The following is a 24,403-nucleotide window of genomic DNA, read 5'->3' as shown; positions in this document are numbered from 1 at the left end:
TCGGCCCGCAGGTTCACGGCGCGATGTCCGGCTTGACGCCGGCCCAGCGGCCCGCGGCGAACCAATAGGCGATGCCGCCCACGACGCCGCCGCCGATCATCATCATGATGAAGCCCGCATCCAGGCTGGCGGGATCGCCATGGTTTCGTCCGGCAAAGCCGGCATCCGACAAGGGTCCACTGGCCTGCCACAGGTAGCCGACGACAACAACGGCGACCATGCCTCCCGCGATGGCGTAGAACAGCCAGTCGCGCCTAGCGAGCATCTCGGCGAGCAGGATCACGGGCACGGCAGGGATGAAGGCGAAATAGCCGATCAGCAGCGCCACCACCGGGATGGTGACCATGACCGAGCCGGCCACCACCCATGGAAGCTCGTCCTGACCCCAGTCGAGCGCGCCGAGCGACAGAAGATTGAGGAAGGCGCTGGCCGCGAAGGCGGCGACGGCATAGCCAAAGACGATGACGGCGAAACGGAAAAGGCAAGCCGCGACTAGCGTCACGCTTCCCCATGCCCGGCGATCATCATCGCCTCGAGCGCCAGCCGGTCGGCCTTGCGCATGCGCTCCGATTCAGACTTCAACTGTCCGCAGGCGGCGAGGATGTCGCGGCCGCGCGGCGTGCGGATCGGCGAGGCATAGCCGGCCTGGTTTATGTAGTCGGCGAATTTCTCGATCGTCTCCCAGTCCGAGCACTGATAGTTGGTGCCTGGCCAGGGGTTGAACGGAATCAGGTTGATCTTGGCGGGGATGCCCTTGAGCAGGCGCACCAGTTCCCGGGCGTCGTCGAGTGAATCGTTGACGTCCTTCAGCATCACATATTCGAAGGTGATGCGGCGCGCATTCGAAATGCCCGGATAGGCCCGGCAGGCGGCCATCAGTTCCTTGAGCGGGTATTTCTTGTTGATCGGCACCAGCATGTCGCGCAGATCGTCGCGCACGGCGTGCAGGGAAATCGCCAGCATGACGCCGATCTCGTCACCGGTACGCGCGATTTCGGGCACGACGCCCGAGGTCGACAGCGTGATGCGGCGCTTCGACAGCGACAGGCCGTCACCGTCCGAGGCGATGAGCAAGGCCTTCTTGACCTCCTCGAAATTGTAGAGCGGCTCGCCCATGCCCATCATGACGATGTTGGTGATCTTGCGGCCCTCGGCCGGCACGATCGCGCCGTCGGGCGTATCGCGGTCGGGAAAGTCGCCGAGGCGGTCGCGCGCCGTCATGAGCTGGGCGAGGATTTCCTCCGCCGTCAGGTTGCGCACCAGCTTCTGCGTGCCGGTGTGGCAGAAGGAACAGGTGAGCGTGCAGCCGACCTGCGAGGAGATGCAAAGCGTTCCGCGGCCTTCCTCGGGGATATAGACCGTCTCGATCTCGACCGGCCGGCCCGCTCCGCGCGGCGGGAAGCGGAACAGCCATTTGCGCGTGCCATCGTTCGATACCTGCTCCTCGACGATTTCGGGCCGCGCCACCGTGAAGTGGCGGTCGAGCGAAGCGCGCAGGTCCTTCGAGATGTTGAACATATGGGCGAAGTCCGAGACGCCTCGCACATAGAGCCAGCGCCAGAGCTGCTGGACGCGCATCCTGGCCTGGCGCTCCGGCACGATGCCTGACGAAACGAGAGCTTCGCCCATTTCGGCGCGCGACAGGCCGACCAGCGATGCCTTCTGGGGCGCAGCGACGCGCGCCACGAGCGCAGCGCGGGTGGTATCGGAGGTGAGATCGAGCGAAAAAGCCATGATGGTCGCGAATATAGGGTGCCGGGGTGCGGTTTGTCGAATGGCGCGGGCTCATATCACGCCCGGCGCGCCACGTCACGCCGGTCGCATGGGGCGGCTGGCCGCGGCCGCGCCTGTTCAAGGATGCCGCCGCGAGAGGCGCAGTCACAGTGGAGCCTGCCGAGGACGACAAGTCGATGCCTCCGGGATCGCTGGCGATCCCCGGGGTCGCTAGTCGATCCCCCGGGTCGCTAGTCGATCCCGGCGAGAAGGTCGGGCAACTCTGCGAGATGCACGATCTGGCGGAAACGCGCGGCGTCCACCGGCGCCTCGGCATGTTCGAATGCCCAGGTCAGGTCGTGCGGGACATAGACGCCCCAACCGCCGGCCTCGATGGCCGGCACGACGTCGGATTTGAGCGAATTGCCGACCATCATGGCACGCTCGGGCCCGTCGCCGTGCCGGACGAAGATGCGGCGGTAGGTCTCGGCCTGCTTATCGCTGACGATCTCGACGGCTTCGAACAATTCGCCGAGGCCCGACTGGGCGAGCTTGCGTTCCTGGTCGAACAGGTCGCCCTTGGTGATCAGCACCAGGCGATAGGAGCCGGCGAGCCGTTCCAGCGTCTCGCGGACATTGGGCAGGGTCTCGACCGGATGTTCGAGCATGTCGCGGCCGGCGGCGAGGATCTGTTCGATGACGGCGGCCGGCACCTTGCCGTCGGTGATCCCGATCGCCGTCTCGATCATCGAAAGGGTGAACCCTTTGATGCCGAAGCCGTAGAGCTTCAGACTGCTTTTTTGCGCATCGAGCAGCCGCTCCCGGAGCGCGGTAGGGTCGGCATGATCGGCGAGCAGCGAGGCGAAGCGGTCCTCGGTCAGACGGTAGAACTGCTCGTTCTGCCAGAGCGTGTCGTCGGCGTCGAAGCCGATGGTGGTCAGTATCGAGGTCATAGCGGGCGATTTACCGCATCGGCTGCGGAAGCGGTACCGCCTTTCGGAAGACCCCTGCCTCGAAAGGCACCGGCGGGAGGGAGATCCTCACGAAAACAGCCTGGACGAACCGGGAGCAACCCATTTTTGTCTTGTTAACAAGTGCCTCGACACCGACAATAGCGATGAGCGATGCCCTCAAGCGGGTAGATTGAAGCGGGAGTCGATGTCGGCGATCATCGACGTAAGAAAAGTCAGAAAGTCGTTCGGCGGATTTACCGCCGTCAATGAGTGTTCCCTGACGGTCGAAAAGGGATCGATAACAGGCCTGATCGGTCCCAATGGCGCAGGCAAATCAACGCTTTTCAACATCATCGCCGGCAACCTGAAGCCGGATCGCGGCGCCGTTGTCTTCGACGACGAGGATATCACCGGCCTATCCCCTCATGAGTTGTTCTCGAAAGGCGTACTCAGAACATTCCAGATCGCACATGAGTTTTCACATATGACGGTTCTTGAAAACCTCATGATGGTTCCCGCCGGGCAGTCAGGTGAAAACCTTGGATCGGCCTGGTTCCGGCCCGGCACCGTGGCACGCCAGGAGAGAACCATCCGCGACAAGGCCGAAGAGATTGTCGAGCTGCTGCAGATCGCCCATGTGAAGCACGAACTTGCCGGTCGCCTGTCAGGTGGGCAAAAAAAGCTGCTCGAGCTCGGCCGCACCATGATGGTGGATGCCAGGGTCGTATTGCTCGACGAGATCGCGGCCGGCGTCAATCGAACGCTGCTCAACAGCGTCGTCGCGAACATCGAACGGCTCAACCGCGAAATGGGTTGCACGTTCTTTGTGATCGAGCACGACATGGATGTGATCGCGAGACTCTGCTCCCCGGTCATCGTCATGGCCGAGGGTACTGTCATGCGGACGGGTTCGATCGAGGAAATACAGAACGACCCTGAGGTCATCGAAGCCTATTTCGGCGGTTCGTTCAGCAGGCAGATGTCAGGAGCGCCATAGATGCCGTTCCTCGAGCTCCGTGACCTTCATGCAGGCTATGGTTCGACGACGATCCTGCACGGGGTCGACCTGGCCCTCAAGGGCGGTGAGATCGGCGTCGTCGTCGGCCCCAACGGCGCGGGAAAGTCGACGACGCTGAAAGCCATCTTCGGCATAGTTGCGATCACCCGCGGAGCCGTCCTGGTCGACGGCGATGACATCACGGGCATGGCGCCGGAAACGCTGGCCGGTCGCGGCATCGCTTTCGTGCCGCAGGAGGCAAACGTATTTCCCACGTTGACGGTTCACGAGAACCTCGAAATGGGAGCCTATGTCCGGCGCGACGACTTCCGTCCGGCGCTCGACAAGGTCTATGAGATCTTTCCGCCATTGAAGGAAAAGCGGGCGCAGCCGGCGGGAGAATTGTCCGGCGGTCAGCGGCAAATGGTGGCGTTTGGGCGAGCGCTGATGATCGAACCGCGCCTGCTGCTCCTCGACGAACCGACGGCCGGTTTGTCCCCGGTTTTCAGGGGAGAGATCTTCGATCGCGTCACCGCCATCAACCGCAGCGGCGTCACCATTGTCATGGTCGAACAGAATGCCAGACAAGCGCTCGCCATCGCGGACAAGGGCTTCGTGCTGGCCAACGGCCGCAACAGGTACACCGGGAAGGGCGCGGACCTTCTGGCCGATGCCGAGGTCGCCCGCAGCTTCCTTGGCGGATAGAAGCGCATGGACGAGTTGGTCTTCTTCGTGAACAAGGGAATTGTCTCCGGGTTGGTGATCGGTTCCATGTACGCCCTCGGCGCGGTCGGCGTGACGATGGTCTTCGGTATCTTGCGCTTCGCCCATTTCGCCCATGCCGATCTCATGACAAGCGGCGCCTTCCTTTCTTATGTGCTGGCAGCAATGGTCGCTTCGACGGGCGCCGTCGCGCCGTTGCCGCTCGCGGTCATGGTCCTGCCGGTTTCCGTCATCCTCACGATCGGTCTGTCGCTGGGCATCGACCGGATGTTCTACCGGCCGCTGCGTAACCAAGGCGCGCGACCCGTTGTTCTCGTCATGGCCTCGATCGGGGTCACCCTGATGCTTCAAGGCCTGATCCGCCTGTTCGCGGGTCCACGTCCACGCGAGATGTATTTTCTTGAGCCCAAGGACATATTTCGCCTCGATGTCCCCGCGGCGACCGCAAAGGTCGTGCTATCCGAGCCGCAGATCGTCCTCATCATTTTCACCCTGGTCGCGGTGTTCGCCTTGCACTGGTTCCTGACCCGGACCAGGCTCGGCAAGGCGATGCGCGCGGTTTCCGACAATCCGGATCTCGCGCGGGTGACTGGCATCCCTATCGAAACGGTTGTGCGGGCTACCTGGGTCATCGGCGGAGGATTGGCGGCGGTCGCCGGCACCATGCTCGCGCTCGACGTCACGCTAAAACCCGACCTGTCCTTCAACATCCTGCTGCCCATCTTCGCGGCAACGATCGTCGGAGGCATCGGCCAGCCCTACGGGGCGATCGCCGGTGGATTCCTCATCGGGTTTTCCGAAACGCTGGCCATATTCAACTGGTCGGTCCTGCTGAGGCCGGTCGCCCGGCTTACCGGCGACGCCTTCGACGTGCCGGCGAAGATCGCGTTCGTTCCCACCGAATACAAGCTGATGGTCCCCTTCGTCATATTGATCTTCGTGCTCATCTGGCGCCCAACAGGTATTTTCCGCGGGAGGACGATCCGATGATCGCCACGTACCGCCGCGACGTGCTGCTTTTCGCCGGACTTGCCGCACTTTTTGCCGGCGTGTTCCTTTCGCAGGGAGCGGCCTATTCGCTGCGAATGCTGGTCGAAGCCACGTGCTATGCCATTGTCGCGCTTGGCCTGTCGCTGCAATGGGGCTCGGCCGGCCTCTTCAATGTGGGCGTCATGGGCTTCGTCGCCGCCGGCGCATTTGCTTCCTTGTTCGTTTCCTTCCCTGTCAGCACCGCGTTCTGGTCGTCACAGGGCCCGGCATTGCTTGGCGGGGTTCTGTTGAAGGCCGCCGTGGGCGCACTGGCGATCTACGCGATAAGCCGGAGCGGCAGGATCGGGGTGCCGAAACGGCTTGTGTCTCTCCTGACCTGGGTCGCGGTTGCGGTAGCCTATCTGATGGTCTCAGGCGCGCTTGATCCGGCCGCAGGGCTGATCGAGAACGAGGCCGGTTTCATCGGCGGACTCGGCCTGCCGGTATTCGTCGGCTGGGCAGCCGCCGGCGCGGTCGCGGGCGCGATTGCCTGGTTCGTCGGAGCGATCTGTCTTGGCCTCAGATCCGACTATCTTGCGATCGCAACGCTCGGGATCGCCCAGATCATCAAGACATTCCTCAAGAATGCCGACTGGCTGACCAGAGGCACGCTTACCGTCTCGCCCTTGCCTTGGCCGATTCCCGACCCCGGCGATGTCGGTTTTGTCTCGGCCCGGTCGGGCTACTTGGCGATGACCGCGATCATGCTGGTGATCATTTACACGCTGCTTCAGCGCGCGCATCGGGCGCCATGGGGGCGCATGATGCGCGCGATCCGGGACAACGAGGATGCGGCAGCCTCGATGGGCAAGGACGTCAACCGTCGGCGCCTCGAGATCTTTGTCTTCGGCAGCATTCTGATGGGGATCGGCGGCGCCGTTCTCATCCACTTCAACACCATCTTCGACCCGTCCGGCTTCCTTGACCTGAACCACACCTTTCTAGTCTGGGTGATGGTGATCCTCGGTGGCGCCCGCAACAATCGCGGCGCGATTTTCGGCGCCTTGTTCGTCTATCTCGTATGGACGATGTCGGAGCCATTCTCGCTCTGGCTGTTCGATCATGTTCGCAACATCGGCCTCGCCGCTTTCGGTTGGGTGGCGCCGGACGATCTTGATAGCCGCGCGCTTTCCATGCGTGTATTCGTCGTCGGGCTGACGATCGCGCTGGTCCTGCGGTATGCGCCGCAGGGGCTGTTTCCAGAACGGATATCCCGCCAGGACTGAGCGGTGATGGCAACGCCCCTGGCGGCAAATGCGGCCAGGGGCGTGATGTCGTCCTCGATTACTGGGATTCGGTCTTCGCCGGGCCGACCCGCTCGAACTTTCCACTCTTCACGACCATCTCGTCGAAAACGCCTGGAACATCGCCGTTCTCGTCGAATTCGTGACTTCCGGAGGCGCCTTCGTAATTGATCTCCTTGCCTTCCTTGATCAGTTCCGCTGCTTTTTCCCACTCTCCCGGCAAGATCGTTTCGCCGGGCTGGGTGGCAACTTCGCGCAGCGCCTCATTCAGGCCTTCGGCTTTACCCCCGGTCTTCTCCAAGGCCAGAGCGAGAAGAAAGGCGGCGTCATAAGACTGGGAGGCGAAGGTCGCCTGAGGATCGAAGCCGGTCTCCTTGGCGGCACGATCGAAGATCTCCGTTCCAGGAAGTTCAGGGGCGCCTGGGCGGGTGGCGATCATGCCGTCCGCCTGCTCCCCGGCAAGTTCACCGATCCTGTCGCCGACCATCCCATCGCCACCGATGAATTGCGAGAAATCGCCGCCCTCGATGGCTTGCTTGACGATCGTGCCGCCGGAGCCGTCGATATAGGCCAGCACGACGAGCGCAGGGGCGCCGGTCGAGGCGAGCGAACCTATTTCGGCGCGATAGTCGGCTTTGCCGTCTTCATGCGCTTCGGACGCCAGGACCTTGCCGCCCGTCTTTTCAAAGGCCTCCTGGAAGGACCCGGCGAATCCCTTCCCGTAGTCGTTGTTCACATAGGTGACGGCGACCTGGTCGATCCCCTTGGACTTGACGACATTTGCCAGTACCTGGCCCTGAAAGGCATCCGAAGGCGTGGTACGGAAAACCAGATCCTTGTCCTCGAGCGTGGTCACGGCCGGCGAGGTCGAAGCCGGTGAGACCATGACGATGCCGCCGGGGATGGCGGCATTGTGGGCCGCCGAGATGGTGGCACCCGAACACATCGCCCCGACAATGGCGACGACCTTCTCGACATTCACCGCGCGGTCGGCAGCATCGGCAGCCTTGGTCGCGTCCGCACAGGTCGTATCGCCGACCACCAGCTTGATGGGGTTCTTGCCGGAGATGCCGCCGGCTTCATTGACCTGATCCACCGCAAGCCGGGCACCTGCCAGAATCGGCGGCATCAGACTTTCAATAGGGCCCGTCATGCCGCCGAGGAATCCGACCTTCAACTCGTCTGCCGATCCTGCGTTTGTGGCTGCGATAGCGGCGCCTATCGCCAGCACTGCTTTGAACGATCCTTGCATCACATGCCTCCCTTGAATTCATGGCTTTAGATGAATCTGGAGCGATGTTCGCAGCAAGCAACCGAAGCGTATCGGCTTTTATGGGATTCGGGAGAGTTGAGTTGATCGGTTCCGATTCACTTTGCGCAAGCAGGAGGCCGATTGATGGCAAGGCACACCACCCGCGAAGGGTTCAAATATGCGAGTTGTTGCGTTTGGAGGAGGAGGGTCATAGCGAGACCGGCGCATTGTCGGATTTCGCCACGTTTCTTGAACAGCATGATGGATCTGGAGCGCGAAACCGGTTCGCTGCGGTCGTCATCGGCCGGATACCATCCCGGCATGTCGGTGCTTCTGCACCGCGCGCCATGCCTGGCGCAGAAAGAAACAGGCCGGGCGGGCCCGGCCCGAACCATGAGATCCGGCGTCCTACTTGCAGTTCGCGATCGACTGCAGCGCTGCCGAGATGCCCTTCAGCGAGAACACGTAGTTGGTCGAATTGCCGCGCCCCGATTTGGCGGCGACCTTCATCTCCGCTCCCGACTTCATGGCCGCGATCAGGGCAGGCTCCTCTGCGGCGTTCTCCATCCAGGCGGACTTGCCGCGGGTGAACATCGAGAACGTCTTGCTGCCGACGCTGACGGCAACCTTGGAGTTCTCCTGGAAATCATAGGAAGCGATGAACTGCGGCTCATATGAGATGTTCTGGCCGGGCTTCTGGCTGACGAAGAAGTAGATATCGCCATGATCGAGGGTGGTCGGCTGCATGTCGGTCGGCTTGGTCAGCACGTAGCAGACCTTCCCGTTGCCGGCCTTGTAGGAGTATATTCCCCAATCGTCGTTCTGACCGATCTTGCTGGCCGACTGGGCAAGCGCCGGCGCAACCGTTGCGACCATGGCCAAGCCCGAAAGAAGTGAAATGAGTCCGCGCATTGTTGTTCGTATCTACCCTGTCTGTCGCGTGATGCAGGCACACGGCCCCGCGCCGCAGCCAAGCCGGTTTGCTTCATTTTGATTTAATCTGGGTTACCAAAGGATGAATCTTTCGGCAAACTGCCGGATTCGGTACCCTGACACCATCGCCATAACAGCTGTCCGCCCTGCCGCGAGCATCCCGCAGTTGCAGTCCCCTCATGCGTGGTTCAAGACCACGAAAACGGCGAGAGTTTGACTGAGGCAAGGGCAAGTTGCGCTGAAGCAGTTTCAGTGCGGAGGTCAGGCCTCGGTCAGGGCCTGGCGCGCGGCGATCTTGTGCGCCGGCTTGAGGTGAGCCTGCACAGCCGTGATCGCGGCGGTCAAGACGGCGATATCGTCGGTGAAGCCTAGGCCGAAAATAACGTCGGGGATCGTGTCCGCCGGCAGGATGAAGTAGCCAAGGGCGGCGAGCAATATGCCCTTGGTACGCAGCGGCGTCTGCTTGTCGAGCGCGCAGTAGTAGGCCGCGACCACATCTTCCATGAAGGGCACGTGCCGCGCGGCCTTCTTCGCCGTGCGCCAGAAGTTCTCGCGCAGATTCCGCTCGTCCTGGCCTGTTTCGCCCTTCATCGTCACCGCAGATACACCCTCAGGCTTCATATCCGTCGACTGCAATGTGGTGGGTGCGTGCCGCCGCTGCAAGGGATCGATGGCTAATCCGCATAGGCGTTCATCTTGCGGGCCAGCTTGAAATCCAGTTCGGTCAGTCCGCCGGCGTCATGGGTGTTGAGCGTCACGTCGACGGTCCTGTAGACATTCGTCCAGTCGGGATGATGGTCGAGCTTCTCCGCCGCCAACGCGACGCGCGTCATGAAGGCGAAGGCCTCGCTGAAATTGCGAAAGGTGAAGCTCCGCTGGATGGAATTGCCGTCCTCGGCGAGCGTCCAGCCCTCCAACCCGGCCAGCGCCTCCTGCACCGCGTCGGCGCCAAGTTTCTCTCTCGCCATGGCTCGCTTCCGTGCTAACCCGTCGGCAAAGTGACCGAGCCTGTTTGAAGAGAGCGCGGCTCCGTCGGCCGAAGATGACAATCATAGCGCGTGCCCCATGATCGCAAAGCCCCCCGTCTCGATTCTTTTCGTGTGCCTCGGCAATATCTGCCGCTCGCCGCTCGCCGAGGGCATATTCCGCGCGGTGGCCGAGGAAGCCGGACGTGCCCACGAGTTCCGCATCGATTCGGCGGGCACCGGGGGCTGGCACGCCGGATCGGCGCCCGACCCGCGCTCCATCGCGATCGCCGGACGCCATGGCGTCGACATATCGGGCCAGGAGGCACGGCGTGTGCGACCCGACGACTTCCGCCACTTCGACCTCATCCTCGGCATGGACCGGTCGAATGTCGAGGAACTGAAACGCCTCGCGCCGGCGGACTCGCCCGGACGCGTCCATCTCTTCCTCGACTATGCGCTCGGCCGCGACAGCGACGTTCCCGATCCGTATTACGGTGGATCGGAAGGCTTCGCCGACGTCTACCGCATGATCCGCGAGGCATCCGAAGCGCTGGCCGCTATGGCGACTTCCGGATCGAGCGTGAACAGCTCGCTGGCGCGTCCGACGCCACGCAAGGCATAGCGACCGACCGAGACCAATGTCTCGGCCTCAAGCGGCGGAAGCAGCCTCGCGAATTCCGCCGAGCACAGCATGGCGCGCCCTGCCGACTGGCACATGGCCGAAATGCGGCTGACCTCGTTGACTGCCTGCCCCACCACCGTGAAGTCGAGCCGGTCGAGGCTGCCGATATTGCCGTAGAACACGTCGCCGACATGCAGGCCCAAATGAATATCGGCGACGGGCAGCCCGGCCGAACGGCGGCGGTCGGCAAGGGCGGCCAGACGCTTGCGCATGTCGCTTTCGGCACTCATTGCAGCGCGGCAGGCAAGGTCGGGCCTGACGCCGGCGAAGATTGCCAATACGCCGTCGCCGATCAGTTTCAGGACATCGCCGCCGGCCGACTGCACCGCATTGATGACCGCTTCGGCGTAGTCGTTGAGCAAAGGAATGAGCTGGTCGCTCTTCACCGTTTCCGACAGGTGCGTATATCCCTCCATGTCGGAGAACCAGAGCACGGCGTTTATCTTCTGGACATCTCCCCGCCTGATGGCGCCGCTTAGGACACGCCGGCCGGGATCTCGTCCGAGATAGGCCTCGACCAGCGTCTTGGCCAGTCTTGTCTGAGCGGCGGAACGGATAGCAAGGCCGAGATGCACCGTGAGCCGTTCCAACTGCTCGATTTCCTCGCCCGTGAACCCACCCGGCCGCGAAGTCGTCCAGCGGGCATAGAATCCGTCCACGTCCTCCGATCTGGCGGCCTGGCGGATACGATAGACGACGGCGAGATAGTCCGTCTGTCCTGCGTTGCGAAGCTCCTCGATCGGCTGGAATCCGCGTGTTTCACCCTCTTCCAGCTTGCAGCGCAGCGTGGTTTCGCGCCGCTGGATCATGTGAAAGAACGGACTACGCTTCCATAACTCCGCGCCGGCCCCGTCTCGGGTCGATCCGAGCTGTTCCTCGCGAAATCCCACGTCGGGATCCTCGTCCCAGAAGAAGGCCCGGGATTCGTGCTGCGGATGCAGGATGTCGATCATCACGAAAACCTTGCCGAGCGGCAGCCCGGCTTCGACGCAGCGTCGGCAAAAGGCTTCCGTCAGCGAGGCCTCGCTGCGCACGCCGAGCAGGCCGGCCTCAGCGAGCCATGCGGCAATCTCGTCGGCTTCGGATGCTTTCATCGAACCAGGATAAAGCATGTCTCCCGATAGTGTGCAGTGGTTTCGGGACAAAAGACATGCGCAAGATCAAGACCTGCTGCCGACTGTGTCGCTGCGCGGGTTGGAAGCCGAAGGCGAGGCCTCGTCTCAGCGCATGATCCGCGAAGCATCGGAGAAGCCGGCGGAAAAGGCCGGCTGGCGCAAATCGGCGCCAAGCAGCGGCCAGGCCTCTTCGACGATGTAGGGGCCGCCGCCGATCGAATCGCGCGATGACATCAGCACGAAGCGTCCGACCCGGAACGGCAGGGTGGAGAAGTTGCCCCGGGCCGAGAGATAGTGGGCGACATCGCCGGGATTGGCGTTTTTGAGCCGGGCCAGCGTGACATGCGGCGCGAATTTGCGCGGGTCCGGCGGCAGTCCGAGCCGCTGGCAGATGCGCTCGATCTCACCCTGCAGGGCGTAGAGATCGGGCGACGTGGCGACGCCGGCCCAGACGGCGTGCGGCTTCTTGCCGAAGGCGCCGACACCGGACAGCGTCAGCGAGAAGGCCGGGCGCCTGACCCGGTCGAGCGCATTGGCTATCTCGTCGGCCACATGGCCCTCGACGTCACCGATAAAGCGCAAGGTGAGGTGATAGTTCTCGACGTCTATCCAGCGCGCTCCCGGCAGACCTCCGCGAAGCAGGGATAGCGACATTGCGGCGTCGCGCGGGATTTCGAGGGCGGTGAAAAGTCGCGGCATGGCTCCCTCCCCGAATCGAACTTCATAGCCGCAGCGAATCACCGATTCCCCGGCCGGGCAAGCTGTTTATGCGTGACTGTCGTCCCGCGGGCCTGCCGGGATCCAAGCTGCCCGACGATTCGTCCAGCTTTGTGACAGGCCTGTGGATTCGACCCTCCGGATCATCGGCGGCTTGAGTCAACACCCGAAAAGGAGGCTGCCTCCTGCGCGCCCGGCGCCATGCCCTCAGTCGGCAGGCGCACCTCCGGCCGTCCTTGCGGCGGCAAGCGCTTTCTCCATGTCAGGCATGAAGTTCTCCACCATACGGTCGATCCCGGCAGCATTGGGATGCATGCCGTCGGCAAGCAGGAACCCTTTATCGGCGGCGACGCCGTCGAGAAAGAACGGATAGAGCTGGAGGCCGTACTTCTCCGCCAGCCGCGGATAGATCGCGTTGAAGGTCGAGGCGAAGTCGGAGCCCAGATTGGGCGCGGCGACCATGCCGGCCAGAAGCACCGCGATGCCGCGCTGCCGCAGGCTCGCGATCATGGCGTCGAGGTTCTTCTCGGTGATATCAGGGGTGACCCCGCGCAGCATGTCGTTGGCGCCGAGTTCCAGGATGACGAGTTGCGTCCCGTCGGGAACCGACCAGTCGAGCCGCGACAGTCCGGCACTGGTCGTATCGCCCGAAACGCCGGCATTGGCGATCACGATATCGTGACCTTTCTTGCGTAGCGCAGCCTCCAGCTTTTCGGGAAAAGCTTCACCGGGACCGAGTCCGTAGCCGGCCATCAGGCTGTCGCCGAAACCGACGACGCGCAACGGTTCGGCGGAGGCCGATGTGAGGATGGCGAGAAGGACGACAATGGCGGCGACAAAGGCCTGCCCGCTCCGTTTGAAAGCCATGATCCACAACCCATATGACGAAAGACCGCGCCCTGCAGCCTCCATATAGGACGATTTCGCCGTGACTGAAGCCGTCATCGAATTGCGGGACGTGTCGCTGACCCTCGGCGAGGGCGCATCGTCCGTCCATGTTCTGAAGGGCGTGAGCCTCGACGTCATGGCGGGCGAGGCGACGGGCATCGTCGGCCCGTCGGGTTCGGGAAAATCCACGCTGCTGATGGTGGTGGCCGGGCTGGAACGTGTCGATACCGGCACGGTGCGCATCGCGGGCGAATTGCTCAACGGCCGGACCGAGGATCAGATCGCATCGTTTCGGGGCCGTCATATCGGCATCGTGTTCCAGTCCTTCCATCTCATTCCCAACATGACGGCGCTGGAGAACGTCGCCGTGCCGTTGGAGCTCGCCGGCCATCCGGATCCGTTCCGGGTGGCCGCGCGCGAGCTCGCCGCGGTCGGGCTGAGCGAGCGCGTCACCCACTATCCGGGCGAACTTTCAGGAGGCGAGCAGCAGCGCGTCGCGATTGCCAGGGCGCTGGCACCCGAACCGCGCATCCTGATCGCCGACGAGCCCACCGGCAATCTCGACCAGGCCACCGGCCGCCAGATCGCCGACCTTCTCTTCGCCAAGGCGCATGAGCGCGGCATGACGCTTGTGCTGGTCACCCACGATCCGACATTGGCTGCGCGCTGCACGCGCCAGGTCGCGATGCGTTCCGGGCGCATTGAAGGTGCGTCCTTCGAGGCTCGCTTCGCGAGCACCTCAGGATGAGGGAGGTTTCCGCCATTCCCCAGATCCTCGCGGTTTCGACGCGAAGTCCGAAGGGCGACGCATGTCGGGGCGAGCGGTCATGCGCTACCCCCCGCATCCTGGGATGCTCACGGTTTCGACGCGCAGCTCCAAGGGCGAGGCAGTTGGGGCGAGCGTCATGCGCTACCTCCCGCATCATGGGATGCTCACGATTTCGACGCGCAGCCCCAAGGGCGAGGCAGTCGGAGCGAGCGTCATGCGCTACCTCCCGCATCCCGGGATGCTCACGGTTTCGACGCGCAGCCCCAAGGGCGAGGCAGTCGGAGCGAGCGTCATGCGCTACCTCCCGCATCCCGGGATGCTCACGGTTTCGACGCGCAGCCCGAAGGGCGAGGCAGTTGGGGCGAGCGTCATGCGCTACCTCCCGCATCCCGGGATGCTCACGGTTTCGACGCGCAGCTCGAAGGGCGAGGCAATTGGGGCGAGCGTCATGCGCTACCTCCCGCATCCTGGGATGCTCACGATTTCGACGCGCAGCCCCAAGGGCGAGGCAGTTGGGGCGAGCGGTCATGCGCTACCTCCCTCATCCTGAGGTGCTCGCGAAGCGAGCCTCGAAGGACGCACCTGCCCTTTACCGCTCTATGAGGTCCTAAGTGGACGCCCGCTCGCACGCGCCTGCCACCCTTCCATCCGCTGCGCCCGGCGTGGCTGGCACTAACCTCCGTACGCTCAGGCTCGCCATCCGCTTTTCGCTGCGCGAGATGCGCGGCGGCTTGTCGGGCTTCATGATCTTTCTCACCTGCATCGCGCTGGGCGTCGCGGCGATCGGCGGCGTGAACTCCGTTGCGCGCGCCATTTCGGCCGGCGTCGCCGACGAAGGCCAGTCCCTGCTCGGCGGCGACATCCGCTTCGAGCTCACGCAGCGCGAGGCGACTGCCGCCGAACGCACCTTCCTGAGCCGCCTCGGCACGCTCGCCGCCAGCGCCACGATGCGTTCGATGGCCCGGCTGGAGGACGGGTCGGACCAGGCGCTGGTCGAGGTCAAGGCCGTGGACGGCGACTATCCGCTCTACGGCCCGCTCGAAACGGCTCCTGCCCTGTCGCGCGAGTATCTGCTGGGCGAAAGGAACGGCGTATACGGCGCGGCCGCTCCCGACATCCTCTTCGAACGGCTGAACATCGAGCCCGGCTCCCGCATCAGGCTCGGCGAGGGCACCTTCGAGCTGCGCGCGTTGCTCGTGAGCGAGCCCGACGCGGTGTCGGAAGGTTTCGGCTTCGCGCCGCGCCTCATGGTCTCGCTGGAGGGCCTGCGCGCTTCGGGCCTCATTCAGCCTGGCAGCCTGGTCCATCACGCCTATAAGCTGCAGCTTCCGGACGGGACCAGCGACGCCAGGATCGCAGCGATCCGCGAACAGGCCAGGACCCAGTTCCCGGAGGCGGGCTGGTCGGTCCGCACCCGGTCGAACGCGGCCCCGGCGCTTGCCTCGAACATCGAACGTTTCTCGCAGTTCCTCACTTTGGTCGGGCTGACCGCGCTCGTCGTCGGCGGCGTCGGCGTCGCCAATGCCGTGCGCGCCTATCTCGACGGCAAGCGTGGCGTGATCGCGACCTTCAAGAGCCTCGGCGCCTCCGGCGGCTTCGTCTTCACCGTCTATCTCGTCCAGATCCTGATGATCTCCGGGCTCGGCATCATGGTCGGGCTGGTGCTCGGGGCACTGATGCCTTTCGCCGCGACCGCGGCCCTGGCCTCGGTGCTGCCCGTGCCGGCCGAGGCGTCCGTCTATCCCGCCGCCCTCGGCGTTGCAGCCCTGTTCGGCGTCATGGTGACGCTCGCCTTCGCGCTGCTGCCGCTCGGTCGCGCACGCGACGTGCCGGCGACGGCGCTGTTCCGCGAAATGGGCTTCGAGGGGAGCGGCCTTCCGCGCTTGCCCTACACGGCGGCGGCACTGGGCATCGCCCTGCTGCTTGCGCTGTTCGCAATCTGGTTCTCCGGCGACAGGCGGATCGCGACCATCTTCGTCGGCGCCATGGTCTTCTCCTTCCTCGTTCTGCGTTATGTCGGCGTGCTCGTGCAGTGGCTGGCCCGCAGGAGTCCCCGTGTCAAGTCCACGGCGCTGCGGCTCGCCATCGGCAATATCCACCGTCCCGGGGCGCTGACGCCATCCGTGGTCCTGTCCCTGGGGCTCGGCCTGACGCTGCTGGTCACGCTGGCGCTGATCGACGGCAATCTCAGGCGCCAGATCGCCGGCAGCCTGCCCGAGCGCGCGCCCAACTTCTTCTTCGTCGACATCCAGAACTCGGAGGCCGACGCCTTCTCGCGACTGGTCGAGCAGGAGGCGCCGGAAGGTGCGCTGGCGCGCGTGCCCATGCTGCGCGGCCGGGTGATGGCGATCAACGGGGTGGACGTGCAGAAGATGACCGTTCCCGCCGACGGCGCCTGGGTCCTGCGCGGCGACCGCGGGCTCACCTATGAGGCGGAAAAGCCAGGCAACGCCACGCTCACCGAAGGCAAATGGTGGCCGCGGGACTATTCCGGCGAGCCGCTCGTCTCCTTCTCCGCCGAGGAAGGCAAGGCGATCGGCCTGAACCTGGGCGATAAGGTGACGGTCAATGTGCTCGGCCGCAACGTCACCGCGAAGATCGCCAATTTCCGGCAGGTTCAGTGGGAATCCATGGGGATCAACTTCGTCATGGTGTTTTCGCCCAACACCTTCGCCGGCGCGCCGCATTCCTGGCTGGCGACGCTCACCGCCAGGGAGGCCACTCCGGTCGAGGAGGCTCGGATCCTCAATGCGGTCACGCGTGCCTTTCCGGCCGTCACGACGGTCCGCGTCAAGGACGCGCTCGACATCGTCAATCGGCTCGTCGGCCAGTTGGGGACGGCCATCCGCGCCGCCGCAAGCGTAGCGCTGATCGCTTCCGTCCTGGTGCTTGCCGGGGCCCTGGCAGCCGGCAATCGCGCGCGCATCCATGACGCCGTCGTGCTGAAGACGTTGGGTGCCACGCGGCGCACCCTGATCGCGGCCTTTTCACTGGAATATGCGCTGATCGGCCTGGCGACAGCCGTCTTCGCACTGCTGGCCGGCGGCATCGCCGCCTGGTTCATCGTCGCGCGTATCATGCAACTGCCGTCCGTCTTCCTGCCTGAGGTCGCCGTCGGCACGGTAGTGGCCGCCCTTGCGCTGACCGTCGGCATCGGCCTCGTCGGCACGTGGCGCGTGCTTGGTCACAAGGCCGCGCCCGTGCTGAGGGAGCTCTGATACCGAAGGCACTGGATGTCGATACATCCGGTCGCGCGATCCAGCGGTCGATGTCATCCTTCCTCAGCCGTCATAGATGCGCTCGGCCAGCGGCGTCTCGGCAATCTGCGCCTGCACGCCGGAGATCAGCGCGGCTTCCGCCCGGTTCAGCGTCTTCTCCGGATTGACCAGCAGGAAGATGTCGATCTCGGGCGGCGCGTCGTAGGGCGGCAGGCGCCAAAGAAGACCGTCGGTCACGTCCCGGCGCGCCACATGCAGAGGCAGCGGTCCGATGCCGAGCCCCGCGACGATCATGCGGCGGACTTCCTCCAGGCTGGAGGACACGCCGACGACGTCGGCATCGAGTTTCGCCTCGCTGCGCAGCAACGCCACCGGCCGCAGCGCGTCGGAGATGTGGTCGGTCTGGAACGAGACCGAGCTTTCCCCTTCCAGATCGGCCAGTGTGAGCCCCTCGCGCCCGAACAGCCGGTGGTCCGGACCGCAGAAGAAACCGAAGAATTCGCGATAGACCATGATGTAGTCGAGCATGGGGTCGCGCTGGCTGACGAGGCAGATACCGAAGGAAGCGCGCCGCTCGCGGACCTGCTTGGTCACCTCGGTACTGGGCGCAACCGATATGGTCAGGCTGGCCCGGGGGTGGTTCCTGTGGAAGGCGGCGAGCGCCTTGTCGAATAGCGGCGACACGACATGGCTCGCCACCGCGATGTTGACATGGCCGGTGACGTCGTCGCTGACGCCGCGCACGAGCATCGGAAGCTGGGAGATCGTGCCGAACACCTCTATGCCCTGCTCGTAGAGGAGACGACCGACCTCCGTCAGCTCGAAGCGCGTGGCGTCCCGCTCCACCAGCCTGCGGCCGACCCGCTCCTCCAGCCGCCGCAAGGCGTTGCTGACGCTCGGCTGCTTCAGGTTCAGCCGTTCGGCCGCGCGCGTGATGCCCTTCACTTCGGCGATGACGACGAAGGTGCGCAGCAGGTTCCAGTCGAGGTCCCAGACCAGCCTTTCGAGTCGTGAGCTGACCATTCCTGAGATCTATGCCTTCCATTTCCATTATCTATTTGCGCAATGCTTCACCAAACGCAATCATGACGCCAGGAAAAAGCGCTGCCGGCATCTGAAGAACAGCGGCCGCGCTCCACATCCAGGGAAGAGGACACCCCATGAAAAGACTGCTTTCCGGCCTCGCGGCCACGGGCCTGCTTGTCGCCTCCGTCTTCGCCGCCGTTTCCGCCAGGGCCGACGACCTGGAGGCGGTGAAGGCATCAGGTGAACTGAAGATCGCCATGAGCGGCCAATACCCGCCCTTCAACTTCGTCAACGACAAGAACGAGGTCGTCGGCTTCGACGCATCGGTCGGCCAGGCGATCGCCGAGCGGATCGGCGTCAAGGGCACGATCGTGACGACCGCCTGGGACGGTATCATTGCCGGGCTGCTCGCCAAGAAATACGACACCATTGTCGGTTCGATGACGATCACGCCGGAGCGCGAGAAGGTCGTCGATTTCGTCGGCCCCTACTACCATGCCGGGCGCGCCGTCTTCGTAGCCGAGGATTCGGCGGTGAAGACCCTCGACGAGCTGAAGGGCAAGACCATCGGCGTGACGCTGGGCGAGACCCATGAGAAGTGGGCCCGGGCCCAGGGCGGCTGGGACATCCGCACCTACAAGGGCCTGCCCGAACTGCTGCTCGAGCTCAAGGCGGGGCGCGTCGACGCCATCGTCGTCGACAACATCCCCGTCATGGTCGCCGTCAAGCAGACCGGCGAGAAGGTGCGCAGGCTCGAAACCCCCGACATCGAGGGCGGCAGCGTCGCCATCGGTATCGCCATCCGCAAGGACAATCCCGAGCTGAAGGCTGCGATGCAGAAGGCGCTGGACGAGATGATGGCCGACGGCGCCTATGAGAAGATCTCCATGGAGTGGATCGGCAGCGACATCCGCTGACGCCTTCATAGAGGCAGCCGGCCGCCGCCTGCGGCAGGAGAAGAGTCGGGCAGGTGAAGCGTGGGCGAAACCACGCCAGCCTGCTTGGACCGGAACGCAAGCAGTCATCCGGAGCCTCCTCATGGATTTCCCGCTGATCGAGCGCGTCTTCCCGTTCTTCCTGGGAGCCGCCCTGGTGACGATCGAGATCTCGGCGCTTGCCCTGATCCTGGGGCTCGCCGTCGCGGCTCTCGCCGCCGCCGCGAAGCTGTCGCGGTCCCGCATCCTGCGGACCCTGGGCACCGCCTATGTCAGCCTGTTTCGCGGCACCCCGTGCCTGATCCAGCTCTTCATCCTCTATTTCGGCGGGCCGCAGGTGGGCATCAATCTCGAGCCCTTCGCCGCCGGCGTCATCGGCCTCGGCCTCAACATCGGCGCCTATATGGCCGAGTCGATCAGGGGGGCCGTGCTGGCCGTCGACCGCGGGCAGACCGAAGCCGCCCGCACGATCGGCTTCAGCCGTGGCCAGACGCTGCGCAAGGTCGTGCTGCCGCAGGCGGCTCGCCTGATGATCCGGCCGCTCGGCGTGAACACCGTCGCCCTGGTCAAGGGATCAGCCCTTGTCTCCACCATATCCGTGGTCGAACTCACCTATACGGCGCAGCGTTTCATCGGCTCGACCTACAAGCCCTTCGAGATATTCGGGATCGCCGCCCTGCTCTACATGATCATCGTCTACGTCATCGCCCGCGTCGTCGACCTGCTCGATCGGCGTTTCGCGATCGCCTGACGGGAGCGCCGCGATGCAAGGCCTCGATTTCAGCGTCGTCCTGCCCTATGCGGGCATATTGTGGACCGGTCTGTGGTGGACCGTGGTGCTCACGGTGTCGGCAGCCGCGCTCAGCTTCTTCTGCGGCATCCTGTTCGCGGTCGCGGTGCTATACGCGCCGCGAGCGATCGCCTACCCCGTGCGCTTCCTGATCTGGCTGTTCATGGGCACACCGCTCTTGCTGCAGCTCTTCCTCATCTATTTCGGCCTGGTGCAGATCGGCATCGACATCCCCGCGCTCGCCGCCGGCATCATCGGGCTCGGCCTGCATTTCGCCGTCTACAATGCGGATGTGCTGAGAGCCGGCATCGTCACCGTCGATCCCGGCCAGACCGAAGGCGCGCGCAGCATCGGCTTCGGCAAGTGGCAGACGCTGCGTTACGTCGTGATCCCGCAGGCGGTGCGCAACACCGCCCCGCCCATCGGCGGCAACATGATCGCGCTTCTCAAGGAATCCTCGGTCGTGTCCGTGATCGGCATCGCCGAACTGGTCCATGCCGCCCAACTCGGCATCAGCGAGACGTTCCGCCCGTTCGAATTCTATATCACCGCGGCGGCGCTCTATTACATTCTCAACCTCGTCCTCGAGGCGCTGCTGCGCCGGGTCGAGAAGAAGACGGAGGTATCGCGATGACCGCGCGGCCAATGGTCGAGGTGCGTGGCGCCCGCAAGGCTTTCGGCGCCCTGGAAGTGCTGAAGGGCATCGACCTGTCGGTCCGCCGGGGCCAGATCGTCGCCATCATCGGCCCGAGCGGTTCGGGCAAGAGCACGCTGCTGCGCTCGATCAACCATCTTGAACCGTTGAACGGCGGCGAGGTCTGGCTCGACGGCGTGCAGGTCAACCAGGATCTGCACGGCCGCGCCTTCGAGCGCCACATCAATGCGGTGCGCCAGCAGATGGGCATGGTGTTCCAGCACTTCAATCTGTTCCCGCATCTGACCGTGCTCGACAACATCACCATGGGACCGATGATCCTCAAGGGAATGGGCAGGAAGGAAGCGCGCGACCTGGCCCATGGCCTGCTGTCCAAGGTGGGCCTTGCGGACAAGATCGACGCCTATCCGTCGCGCCTCTCGGGTGGGCAGAAGCAGCGCGTCGCCATTGCCCGCGCGCTCGCCATGCAGCCCAAGGTCATGTTGTTCGACGAGGCGACGTCGGCGCTCGATCCCGAGCTGGTCGACGAGGTCAACGCGGTGATGCGCCAGCTCGCCGCCGAGCACATGACCATGCTGATCGTCACCCACGAGATGCGTTTCGCCGCCGATGTCGCCGATCACGTGCTGTTCATGGATGGCGGCGTGGCGGTCGAGGAAGGACCACCTGGCGAGATTTTCCGCGCGCCGCGACAGGAGCGCACGCGTTCGTTCCTCAAGAAATATCTCGCCGCCTGAAGGATGCCGTGACCATGGATGGTTTTCCCGATTTCGGGCTGACGCCGGAACAGCGCCGCGAGGCCGTGCTCGGCCATTATTACGAATATCCCGGGATGGATGGCGAACGGGGCGAGATCTGGTGCTACACCGACGCCTACGCCTACCGCCCGGGTGCGACCGCAAGGCTGCAGGTCAGCTCCACCGCACCTCGTTTCACGATCGAGATCGTCCGCGACGGCGCAACCGAAACACCCGTGTTTCGTCGCGAGGGCCTGATTGCGCGCTGGCAGGAAACGCCGGACCAGTGTTCCGTCGTCGGCTGCGGCTGGGACACTTCCTTCGAGTTCAAGGTCGACGAGGCGTGGCCGTCCGGCGCCTATCGCATCACGCTGACGGCGGAAGGGCGGGACGGCACGCCGATCCGCTGCCATCATCTTTTCATCATGCGCCCCGCCCTCGGCCGCAAGCCGGGACGGCTTCTGCAGGTCGCGGCGACCGGCACCTGGACCGCCTACAACACCTGGGGCGGCTCGAACCACTACCAGGGCATAACCGGCCCGGGGCGGGACCAGTACGCCACCACGGTCAGCATCGAGCGTCCGTTCTGCCGGGGTTTCGTGACCCTGCCGAAAGACGCGCCGCGCGTGCCGCTGGAAATCCATACCCCGCCCTCTGCTGCGCCGCGCTATCCGCATATGGAGTGGGCCTATGCCAACGGCTATTCGAAGAAATACGCATCGTCCGGCTGGGCCAGCTACGACAGCCATTTCTTCCGCTGGGCCGAGCGCGCGGGATACCAGGTCGATCTCGCCAGCCAGCACGAGCTGCATTTCGAGCCCGAGATACTCGACGGCTACGACTGCGTCGTCTTGGTCGGCCACGACGAATACTGGAGCTGGGAGATGCGTGACGCCGTCGACGACTATGTCGAGCGCGGCGGTCGCGCCGCGCGTTTCGCCGGCAACTTCATGTGGCAGACGCGGCTCGAGGACGGCGGCAGGAGGCAGGTCTGCTACAAATATCGGGCCCGCGCCGAAGACCCCGTCTATCGCTCGGCCGACCCCAGCCGCACATCGGGTTGCTGGGAAGCGGCCGAGACCGGCAGGCCCGCCGCGCAGACCTTCGGCCTGAACGCGCTCCGCGGTCTCTATGTCGGATGGGGCGGCTGCGCGCCGCGCGGCGTCCGCGGCTTCCCGGTCTACCGGCCCGAGCATTGGGCTTTCGTAGGCACCGGGATCTACTACGGCGACCTGCTCGGTGCCGAAGGCCATGCCTTCGGCTATGAGGTCGACGGGCTCGACTACGTGATCCGCGGCGGCCTGCCGGAGCCTGCGGAGAACGCGGGCGCGCCGGAAGGTCTAGAAGTGCTTGCGCTCGGCATGTCGTCGCTGAAGGAGGAGAGCGCCGACATTCCCGCCGACGACCAGTTCCTGTCCGATGCGGACGCCAAATTCGTCGCCGGGACGCTGATCGGCAATGACGGCGATGACGCCGTCGACCGGGTCAAGCGCGGCTGCGGCATGATCGTCAATTTTCCGCGCGGCAAGGGCGAGGTGTTCCACGCCGGAAGCTGCGAATGGGTGGCCGCTCTCATGCGCGGCGACGCAATGGTCGAGCGTGTCACCGCCAACGTCCTCGACCGCTACCTCCAGCCAACCGACCGTTAGGGCCCGTCCAATGTCCCAGGCCGCCAGCCTACCCTTTGCCTATGCCGCCGAGCCGGAGCGTCCGGCCTCGCATCTCTTCTACGTGACCCGGCTTCGCCGGCCGCTCGTCGACCGCGCCGAAGGCATCTATCTGTGGGACCAGCGCGGCCGGCGCATGATCGACGGCTCGAGCGGCGCCATGGTCGTCAATGTCGGCCACGGCAACAGGAACGTGCTCGACGCGATGAAGCGGCAGATGGACCGCGTCACCTTCGCATACCGGCTGCATTTCGAAAACGAGGCCGCCGAGGAGCTGGCGCGGCGCCTGGCCGCAAAAATGCCCGGCGACCTCGACCGGATCTTCTTCGTGTCCGGCGGCTCGGAGGCGGTGGAATCGGCGATCAAGCTGGCGCGCCAATGGGCTGTCGCCACCAGCCAGCCGAAGCGCTGGAAGGTCATCACGCGCTTCCCCTCCTATCACGGCGGCACCATCGGCGCGCTGGCAGTCACCGGCGACCTGGCCCTGACGGAGAGCTTCGCCCCGCAGATCCGCGACATGCCGAGTATACCTGCGCCGGCGGCCTATCGGGATCGCGACAACCTCAGCATGGAGCAGCGCGGCCTGCGTTACGCCGACATGCTGGAAGAGAAGATCCTTTCCGAGGGGCCCGAAAACGTGCTTGCCTTCATCATGGAGCCGATCGGCGGCGCCGCGACGGCCGCACTGGTCCCGCCGGACAGCTATTTCCCGCGCATCCGCGAGATCTGCGACAAATACGGCATCCTGCTCATCCATGACGAGGTGATGACCGGCGCGGCGCGCACCGGCCGGTATCTCGGCGGCGATCATTGGTCCTGCCGGCCGGACATCATCACCCTGTCCAAGGGCATCGGCTCCGGCTACGCGCCGCTCGGGGCCATGGCGGCGTCACGCAGGCTGGTCAAGCCGGTGCTTGACATGGGCGGGTTCCAGCACGGCTACACCTATGCGGGCAACCCGTTGTCCTGCGCCGCAGGCCTGGCTGTGCTCGACGAGATGGAACGGCTCGACTGCGCCGGCAACGCCGCCGCCATGGGCGAGCTTCTCCGGCAGGAGTTGCTCGGGCTCTCCCGTCGTTTCCCCTTCGTGGCCGGCGTGCGCGGCAAGGGACTGCTGATCGGCGCCGACCTCGTCGCCGATCCGGAGAGCTTTGCCCCGCTGCCCAAGTCCCTCAACGCCAACCAGCGGCTTCTCGACCTCGCCTATGAGCGCGGCATGATCATCTATTCCCGGCGCATCCGCGGCGGCGGCGCGGAGCTCGACAACATCATCCTGGCACCGCCGCTCATTATCGACGCGGCGCAGGTCGGCGAGATATCGGCCATATTGGGCGATGCGCTCGAGGCGCTGGCGGCCGAACTCGACCTTCCCGTCAACCGCTGAGGCATTTA

At 64.6% G+C, this 24,403-nt stretch carries 25 protein-coding genes; 14 read left to right on the top strand and 11 right to left on the bottom strand.

Going from position 1 to position 24,403, the window contains the following annotated elements; genetic code table 11:
• Positions 1-13 precede the first annotated feature (13 nt).
• The 3 genes from JN302_RS09770 to JN302_RS09760 all read right to left on the bottom strand — a co-directional run bounded on the left by JN302_RS09770 (position 14) and on the right by JN302_RS09760 (position 2,666).
• Entirely contained in the window at positions 14-502 is a 489-nt protein-coding gene (locus JN302_RS09770) for a hypothetical protein (RefSeq protein ID WP_202332740.1), read from the bottom strand.
• Positions 499-1,734: a 23S rRNA (adenine(2503)-C(2))-methyltransferase RlmN gene (gene rlmN, locus JN302_RS09765; protein ID WP_202332739.1), complete on the bottom strand. Its 1,236-nt coding sequence runs from the start codon at positions 1,732-1,734 to the stop codon at positions 499-501. The genes JN302_RS09770 and rlmN overlap by 4 nt, the downstream gene beginning before the upstream one ends.
• Before the next feature lie 230 nt (positions 1,735-1,964).
• Positions 1,965-2,666 (bottom strand): HAD family hydrolase, encoded by a 702-nt coding sequence (locus JN302_RS09760; RefSeq protein ID WP_202332738.1) that lies wholly within the window; start codon positions 2,664-2,666, stop codon positions 1,965-1,967.
• Positions 2,667-2,880: 214 nt separating this feature from the next.
• On the opposite strand from JN302_RS09760, the gene JN302_RS09755 reads away from it, so the two are divergent.
• The 4 genes from JN302_RS09755 to JN302_RS09740 are packed head-to-tail and all read left to right on the top strand — an operon-like array spanning position 2,881 to position 6,641.
• Positions 2,881-3,663, top strand: a complete 783-nt coding sequence (locus JN302_RS09755) for an ABC transporter ATP-binding protein (RefSeq protein WP_446720745.1) — start codon at positions 2,881-2,883, stop codon at positions 3,661-3,663.
• Positions 3,664-4,368, top strand: a complete 705-nt coding sequence (locus tag JN302_RS09750; protein WP_202332736.1) for an ABC transporter ATP-binding protein — start codon at positions 3,664-3,666, stop codon at positions 4,366-4,368.
• Positions 4,369-4,374: 6 nt separating this feature from the next.
• Positions 4,375-5,376 (top strand): branched-chain amino acid ABC transporter permease, encoded by a 1,002-nt coding sequence (locus JN302_RS09745; protein WP_202311744.1) that lies wholly within the window; start codon positions 4,375-4,377, stop codon positions 5,374-5,376.
• Positions 5,373-6,641 carry a branched-chain amino acid ABC transporter permease gene (locus tag JN302_RS09740; protein ID WP_202332735.1) on the top strand — a complete coding sequence of 423 codons (1,269 nt, stop codon included), beginning with the start codon at positions 5,373-5,375 and terminating at the stop codon, positions 6,639-6,641. The genes JN302_RS09745 and JN302_RS09740 overlap by 4 nt, the downstream gene beginning before the upstream one ends.
• A gap of 58 nt (positions 6,642-6,699) precedes the next feature.
• Here the strand turns inward: JN302_RS09740 and JN302_RS09735 are convergent, their stop codons facing one another.
• The 4 genes from JN302_RS09735 to JN302_RS09720 form a co-directional block, all read right to left on the bottom strand.
• Positions 6,700-7,911 (bottom strand): ABC transporter substrate-binding protein, encoded by a 1,212-nt coding sequence (locus JN302_RS09735; protein WP_202332734.1) that lies wholly within the window; start codon positions 7,909-7,911, stop codon positions 6,700-6,702.
• Between the two features lie 408 nt (positions 7,912-8,319).
• A complete protein-coding gene (locus JN302_RS09730) occupies positions 8,320-8,823 on the bottom strand; it encodes an invasion associated locus B family protein (protein WP_202311739.1) in 504 nt (167 codons plus the stop codon).
• 282 nt (positions 8,824-9,105) lie between these two features.
• Positions 9,106-9,435, bottom strand: coding sequence for a YkvA family protein (locus JN302_RS09725; RefSeq protein WP_244846271.1), 330 nt, complete (start codon positions 9,433-9,435; stop codon positions 9,106-9,108).
• 83 nt (positions 9,436-9,518) lie between these two features.
• Positions 9,519-9,812 carry a 4a-hydroxytetrahydrobiopterin dehydratase gene (locus JN302_RS09720; protein WP_202332732.1) on the bottom strand — a complete coding sequence of 98 codons (294 nt, stop codon included), beginning with the start codon at positions 9,810-9,812 and terminating at the stop codon, positions 9,519-9,521.
• Positions 9,813-9,909: 97 nt separating this feature from the next.
• On the opposite strand from JN302_RS09720, the gene JN302_RS09715 reads away from it, so the two are divergent.
• A complete protein-coding gene (locus JN302_RS09715) occupies positions 9,910-10,434 on the top strand; it encodes a low molecular weight protein-tyrosine-phosphatase (RefSeq protein ID WP_202332731.1) in 525 nt (174 codons plus the stop codon).
• Here JN302_RS09715 and JN302_RS09710 read toward each other — a convergent pair.
• The 3 genes from JN302_RS09710 to JN302_RS09700 form a co-directional block, all read right to left on the bottom strand.
• A complete protein-coding gene (locus JN302_RS09710) occupies positions 10,332-11,606 on the bottom strand; it encodes an adenylate/guanylate cyclase domain-containing protein (RefSeq protein WP_244846270.1) in 1,275 nt (424 codons plus the stop codon). The two genes, JN302_RS09715 and JN302_RS09710, sit on opposite strands and share 103 nt — an antisense overlap.
• A 108-nt stretch (positions 11,607-11,714) precedes the next feature.
• Positions 11,715-12,308, bottom strand: coding sequence for an RNA 2',3'-cyclic phosphodiesterase (thpR, locus tag JN302_RS09705; protein ID WP_202332730.1), 594 nt, complete (start codon positions 12,306-12,308; stop codon positions 11,715-11,717).
• A 225-nt stretch (positions 12,309-12,533) separates the two neighbouring features.
• Complete coding sequence (locus JN302_RS09700) at positions 12,534-13,193, bottom strand: arylesterase (RefSeq protein WP_202332729.1); 660 nt, start codon at positions 13,191-13,193, stop codon at positions 12,534-12,536.
• Positions 13,194-13,254: 61 nt separating this feature from the next.
• Between JN302_RS09700 and JN302_RS09695 the strand changes: the two genes are divergently transcribed.
• The 3 genes from JN302_RS09695 to JN302_RS09685 all read left to right on the top strand — a co-directional run bounded on the left by JN302_RS09695 (position 13,255) and on the right by JN302_RS09685 (position 17,201).
• On the top strand, positions 13,255-13,962 hold the full coding sequence (locus JN302_RS09695; RefSeq protein ID WP_202332728.1) for an ABC transporter ATP-binding protein: 708 nt from the start codon (positions 13,255-13,257) through the stop codon (positions 13,960-13,962).
• A 79-nt stretch (positions 13,963-14,041) separates the two neighbouring features.
• Positions 14,042-14,533: a hypothetical protein gene (locus JN302_RS09690; RefSeq protein ID WP_202332727.1), complete on the top strand. Its 492-nt coding sequence runs from the start codon at positions 14,042-14,044 to the stop codon at positions 14,531-14,533.
• A 169-nt stretch (positions 14,534-14,702) separates the two neighbouring features.
• A complete protein-coding gene (locus JN302_RS09685) occupies positions 14,703-17,201 on the top strand; it encodes an ABC transporter permease (protein WP_202334240.1) in 2,499 nt (832 codons plus the stop codon).
• Between the two features lie 63 nt (positions 17,202-17,264).
• Here JN302_RS09685 and JN302_RS09680 read toward each other — a convergent pair whose 3' ends face one another.
• Positions 17,265-18,224: a LysR family transcriptional regulator gene (locus JN302_RS09680; RefSeq protein ID WP_202332726.1), complete on the bottom strand. Its 960-nt coding sequence runs from the start codon at positions 18,222-18,224 to the stop codon at positions 17,265-17,267.
• 137 nt (positions 18,225-18,361) lie between these two features.
• Here JN302_RS09680 and JN302_RS09675 point away from each other — a divergent pair, with 137 nt between their 5' ends.
• The 6 genes from JN302_RS09675 (at position 18,362) to JN302_RS09650 (ending at position 24,395) form a co-directional block, all read left to right on the top strand.
• Positions 18,362-19,144, top strand: coding sequence for an ABC transporter substrate-binding protein (locus JN302_RS09675; protein ID WP_202332725.1), 783 nt, complete (start codon positions 18,362-18,364; stop codon positions 19,142-19,144).
• A 121-nt stretch (positions 19,145-19,265) separates the two neighbouring features.
• Positions 19,266-19,913, top strand: coding sequence for an amino acid ABC transporter permease (locus JN302_RS09670; protein ID WP_202311726.1), 648 nt, complete (start codon positions 19,266-19,268; stop codon positions 19,911-19,913).
• 13 nt (positions 19,914-19,926) lie between these two features.
• Positions 19,927-20,586 carry an amino acid ABC transporter permease gene (locus JN302_RS09665; protein ID WP_202311725.1) on the top strand — a complete coding sequence of 220 codons (660 nt, stop codon included), beginning with the start codon at positions 19,927-19,929 and terminating at the stop codon, positions 20,584-20,586.
• An 11-nt stretch (positions 20,587-20,597) separates the two neighbouring features.
• Positions 20,598-21,344, top strand: a complete 747-nt coding sequence (locus JN302_RS09660) for an amino acid ABC transporter ATP-binding protein (RefSeq protein WP_202314662.1) — start codon at positions 20,598-20,600, stop codon at positions 21,342-21,344.
• Between the two features lie 14 nt (positions 21,345-21,358).
• Positions 21,359-22,993 carry a N,N-dimethylformamidase beta subunit family domain-containing protein gene (locus JN302_RS09655; protein ID WP_202332724.1) on the top strand — a complete coding sequence of 545 codons (1,635 nt, stop codon included), beginning with the start codon at positions 21,359-21,361 and terminating at the stop codon, positions 22,991-22,993.
• A gap of 10 nt (positions 22,994-23,003) precedes the next feature.
• Positions 23,004-24,395, top strand: coding sequence for an aminotransferase family protein (locus tag JN302_RS09650; protein WP_202332723.1), 1,392 nt, complete (start codon positions 23,004-23,006; stop codon positions 24,393-24,395).
• Positions 24,396-24,403: the final 8 nt, after the last annotated feature.

The organism is Mesorhizobium sp. L-8-3, from assembly GCF_016756615.1.
Taxonomy (GTDB): Bacteria; Pseudomonadota; Alphaproteobacteria; order Rhizobiales; family Rhizobiaceae.
Note: the sequence above shows the minus strand (reverse complement) of the source record. Positions and strands in the feature narration are given on the sequence as shown.

What these genes read in the sequence shown, in the direction of transcription:
- rlmN (WP_202332739.1), bottom strand. Translation starts at nt 1,734, where the DNA reads ATGGCTTTTTCGCTCGATCTCACCTCCGATACCACCCGCGCTGCGCTC.
- JN302_RS09760 (WP_202332738.1), bottom strand. Translation starts at nt 2,666, where the DNA reads ATGACCTCGATACTGACCACCATCGGCTTCGACGCCGACGACACGCTC.
- JN302_RS09750 (WP_202332736.1), top strand. Translation starts at nt 3,664, where the DNA reads ATGCCGTTCCTCGAGCTCCGTGACCTTCATGCAGGCTATGGTTCGACG.
- JN302_RS09745 (WP_202311744.1), top strand. Translation starts at nt 4,375, where the DNA reads ATGGACGAGTTGGTCTTCTTCGTGAACAAGGGAATTGTCTCCGGGTTG.
- JN302_RS09740 (WP_202332735.1), top strand. Translation starts at nt 5,373, where the DNA reads ATGATCGCCACGTACCGCCGCGACGTGCTGCTTTTCGCCGGACTTGCC.
- JN302_RS09735 (WP_202332734.1), bottom strand. Translation starts at nt 7,911, where the DNA reads ATGCAAGGATCGTTCAAAGCAGTGCTGGCGATAGGCGCCGCTATCGCA.
- JN302_RS09730 (WP_202311739.1), bottom strand. Translation starts at nt 8,823, where the DNA reads ATGCGCGGACTCATTTCACTTCTTTCGGGCTTGGCCATGGTCGCAACG.
- JN302_RS09725 (WP_244846271.1), bottom strand. Translation starts at nt 9,435, where the DNA reads ATGAAGGGCGAAACAGGCCAGGACGAGCGGAATCTGCGCGAGAACTTC.
- JN302_RS09720 (WP_202332732.1), bottom strand. Translation starts at nt 9,812, where the DNA reads ATGGCGAGAGAGAAACTTGGCGCCGACGCGGTGCAGGAGGCGCTGGCC.
- JN302_RS09715 (WP_202332731.1), top strand. Translation starts at nt 9,910, where the DNA reads ATGATCGCAAAGCCCCCCGTCTCGATTCTTTTCGTGTGCCTCGGCAAT.
- JN302_RS09710 (WP_244846270.1), bottom strand. Translation starts at nt 11,606, where the DNA reads ATGCTTTATCCTGGTTCGATGAAAGCATCCGAAGCCGACGAGATTGCC.
- thpR (WP_202332730.1), bottom strand. Translation starts at nt 12,308, where the DNA reads ATGCCGCGACTTTTCACCGCCCTCGAAATCCCGCGCGACGCCGCAATG.
- JN302_RS09700 (WP_202332729.1), bottom strand. Translation starts at nt 13,193, where the DNA reads ATGGCTTTCAAACGGAGCGGGCAGGCCTTTGTCGCCGCCATTGTCGTC.
- JN302_RS09690 (WP_202332727.1), top strand. Translation starts at nt 14,042, where the DNA reads ATGCGCTACCCCCCGCATCCTGGGATGCTCACGGTTTCGACGCGCAGC.
- JN302_RS09685 (WP_202334240.1), top strand. Translation starts at nt 14,703, where the DNA reads ATGCGCGGCGGCTTGTCGGGCTTCATGATCTTTCTCACCTGCATCGCG.
- JN302_RS09680 (WP_202332726.1), bottom strand. Translation starts at nt 18,224, where the DNA reads ATGGTCAGCTCACGACTCGAAAGGCTGGTCTGGGACCTCGACTGGAAC.
- JN302_RS09675 (WP_202332725.1), top strand. Translation starts at nt 18,362, where the DNA reads ATGAAAAGACTGCTTTCCGGCCTCGCGGCCACGGGCCTGCTTGTCGCC.
- JN302_RS09670 (WP_202311726.1), top strand. Translation starts at nt 19,266, where the DNA reads ATGGATTTCCCGCTGATCGAGCGCGTCTTCCCGTTCTTCCTGGGAGCC.
- JN302_RS09665 (WP_202311725.1), top strand. Translation starts at nt 19,927, where the DNA reads ATGCAAGGCCTCGATTTCAGCGTCGTCCTGCCCTATGCGGGCATATTG.
- JN302_RS09660 (WP_202314662.1), top strand. Translation starts at nt 20,598, where the DNA reads ATGGTCGAGGTGCGTGGCGCCCGCAAGGCTTTCGGCGCCCTGGAAGTG.
- JN302_RS09655 (WP_202332724.1), top strand. Translation starts at nt 21,359, where the DNA reads ATGGATGGTTTTCCCGATTTCGGGCTGACGCCGGAACAGCGCCGCGAG.
- JN302_RS09650 (WP_202332723.1), top strand. Translation starts at nt 23,004, where the DNA reads ATGTCCCAGGCCGCCAGCCTACCCTTTGCCTATGCCGCCGAGCCGGAG.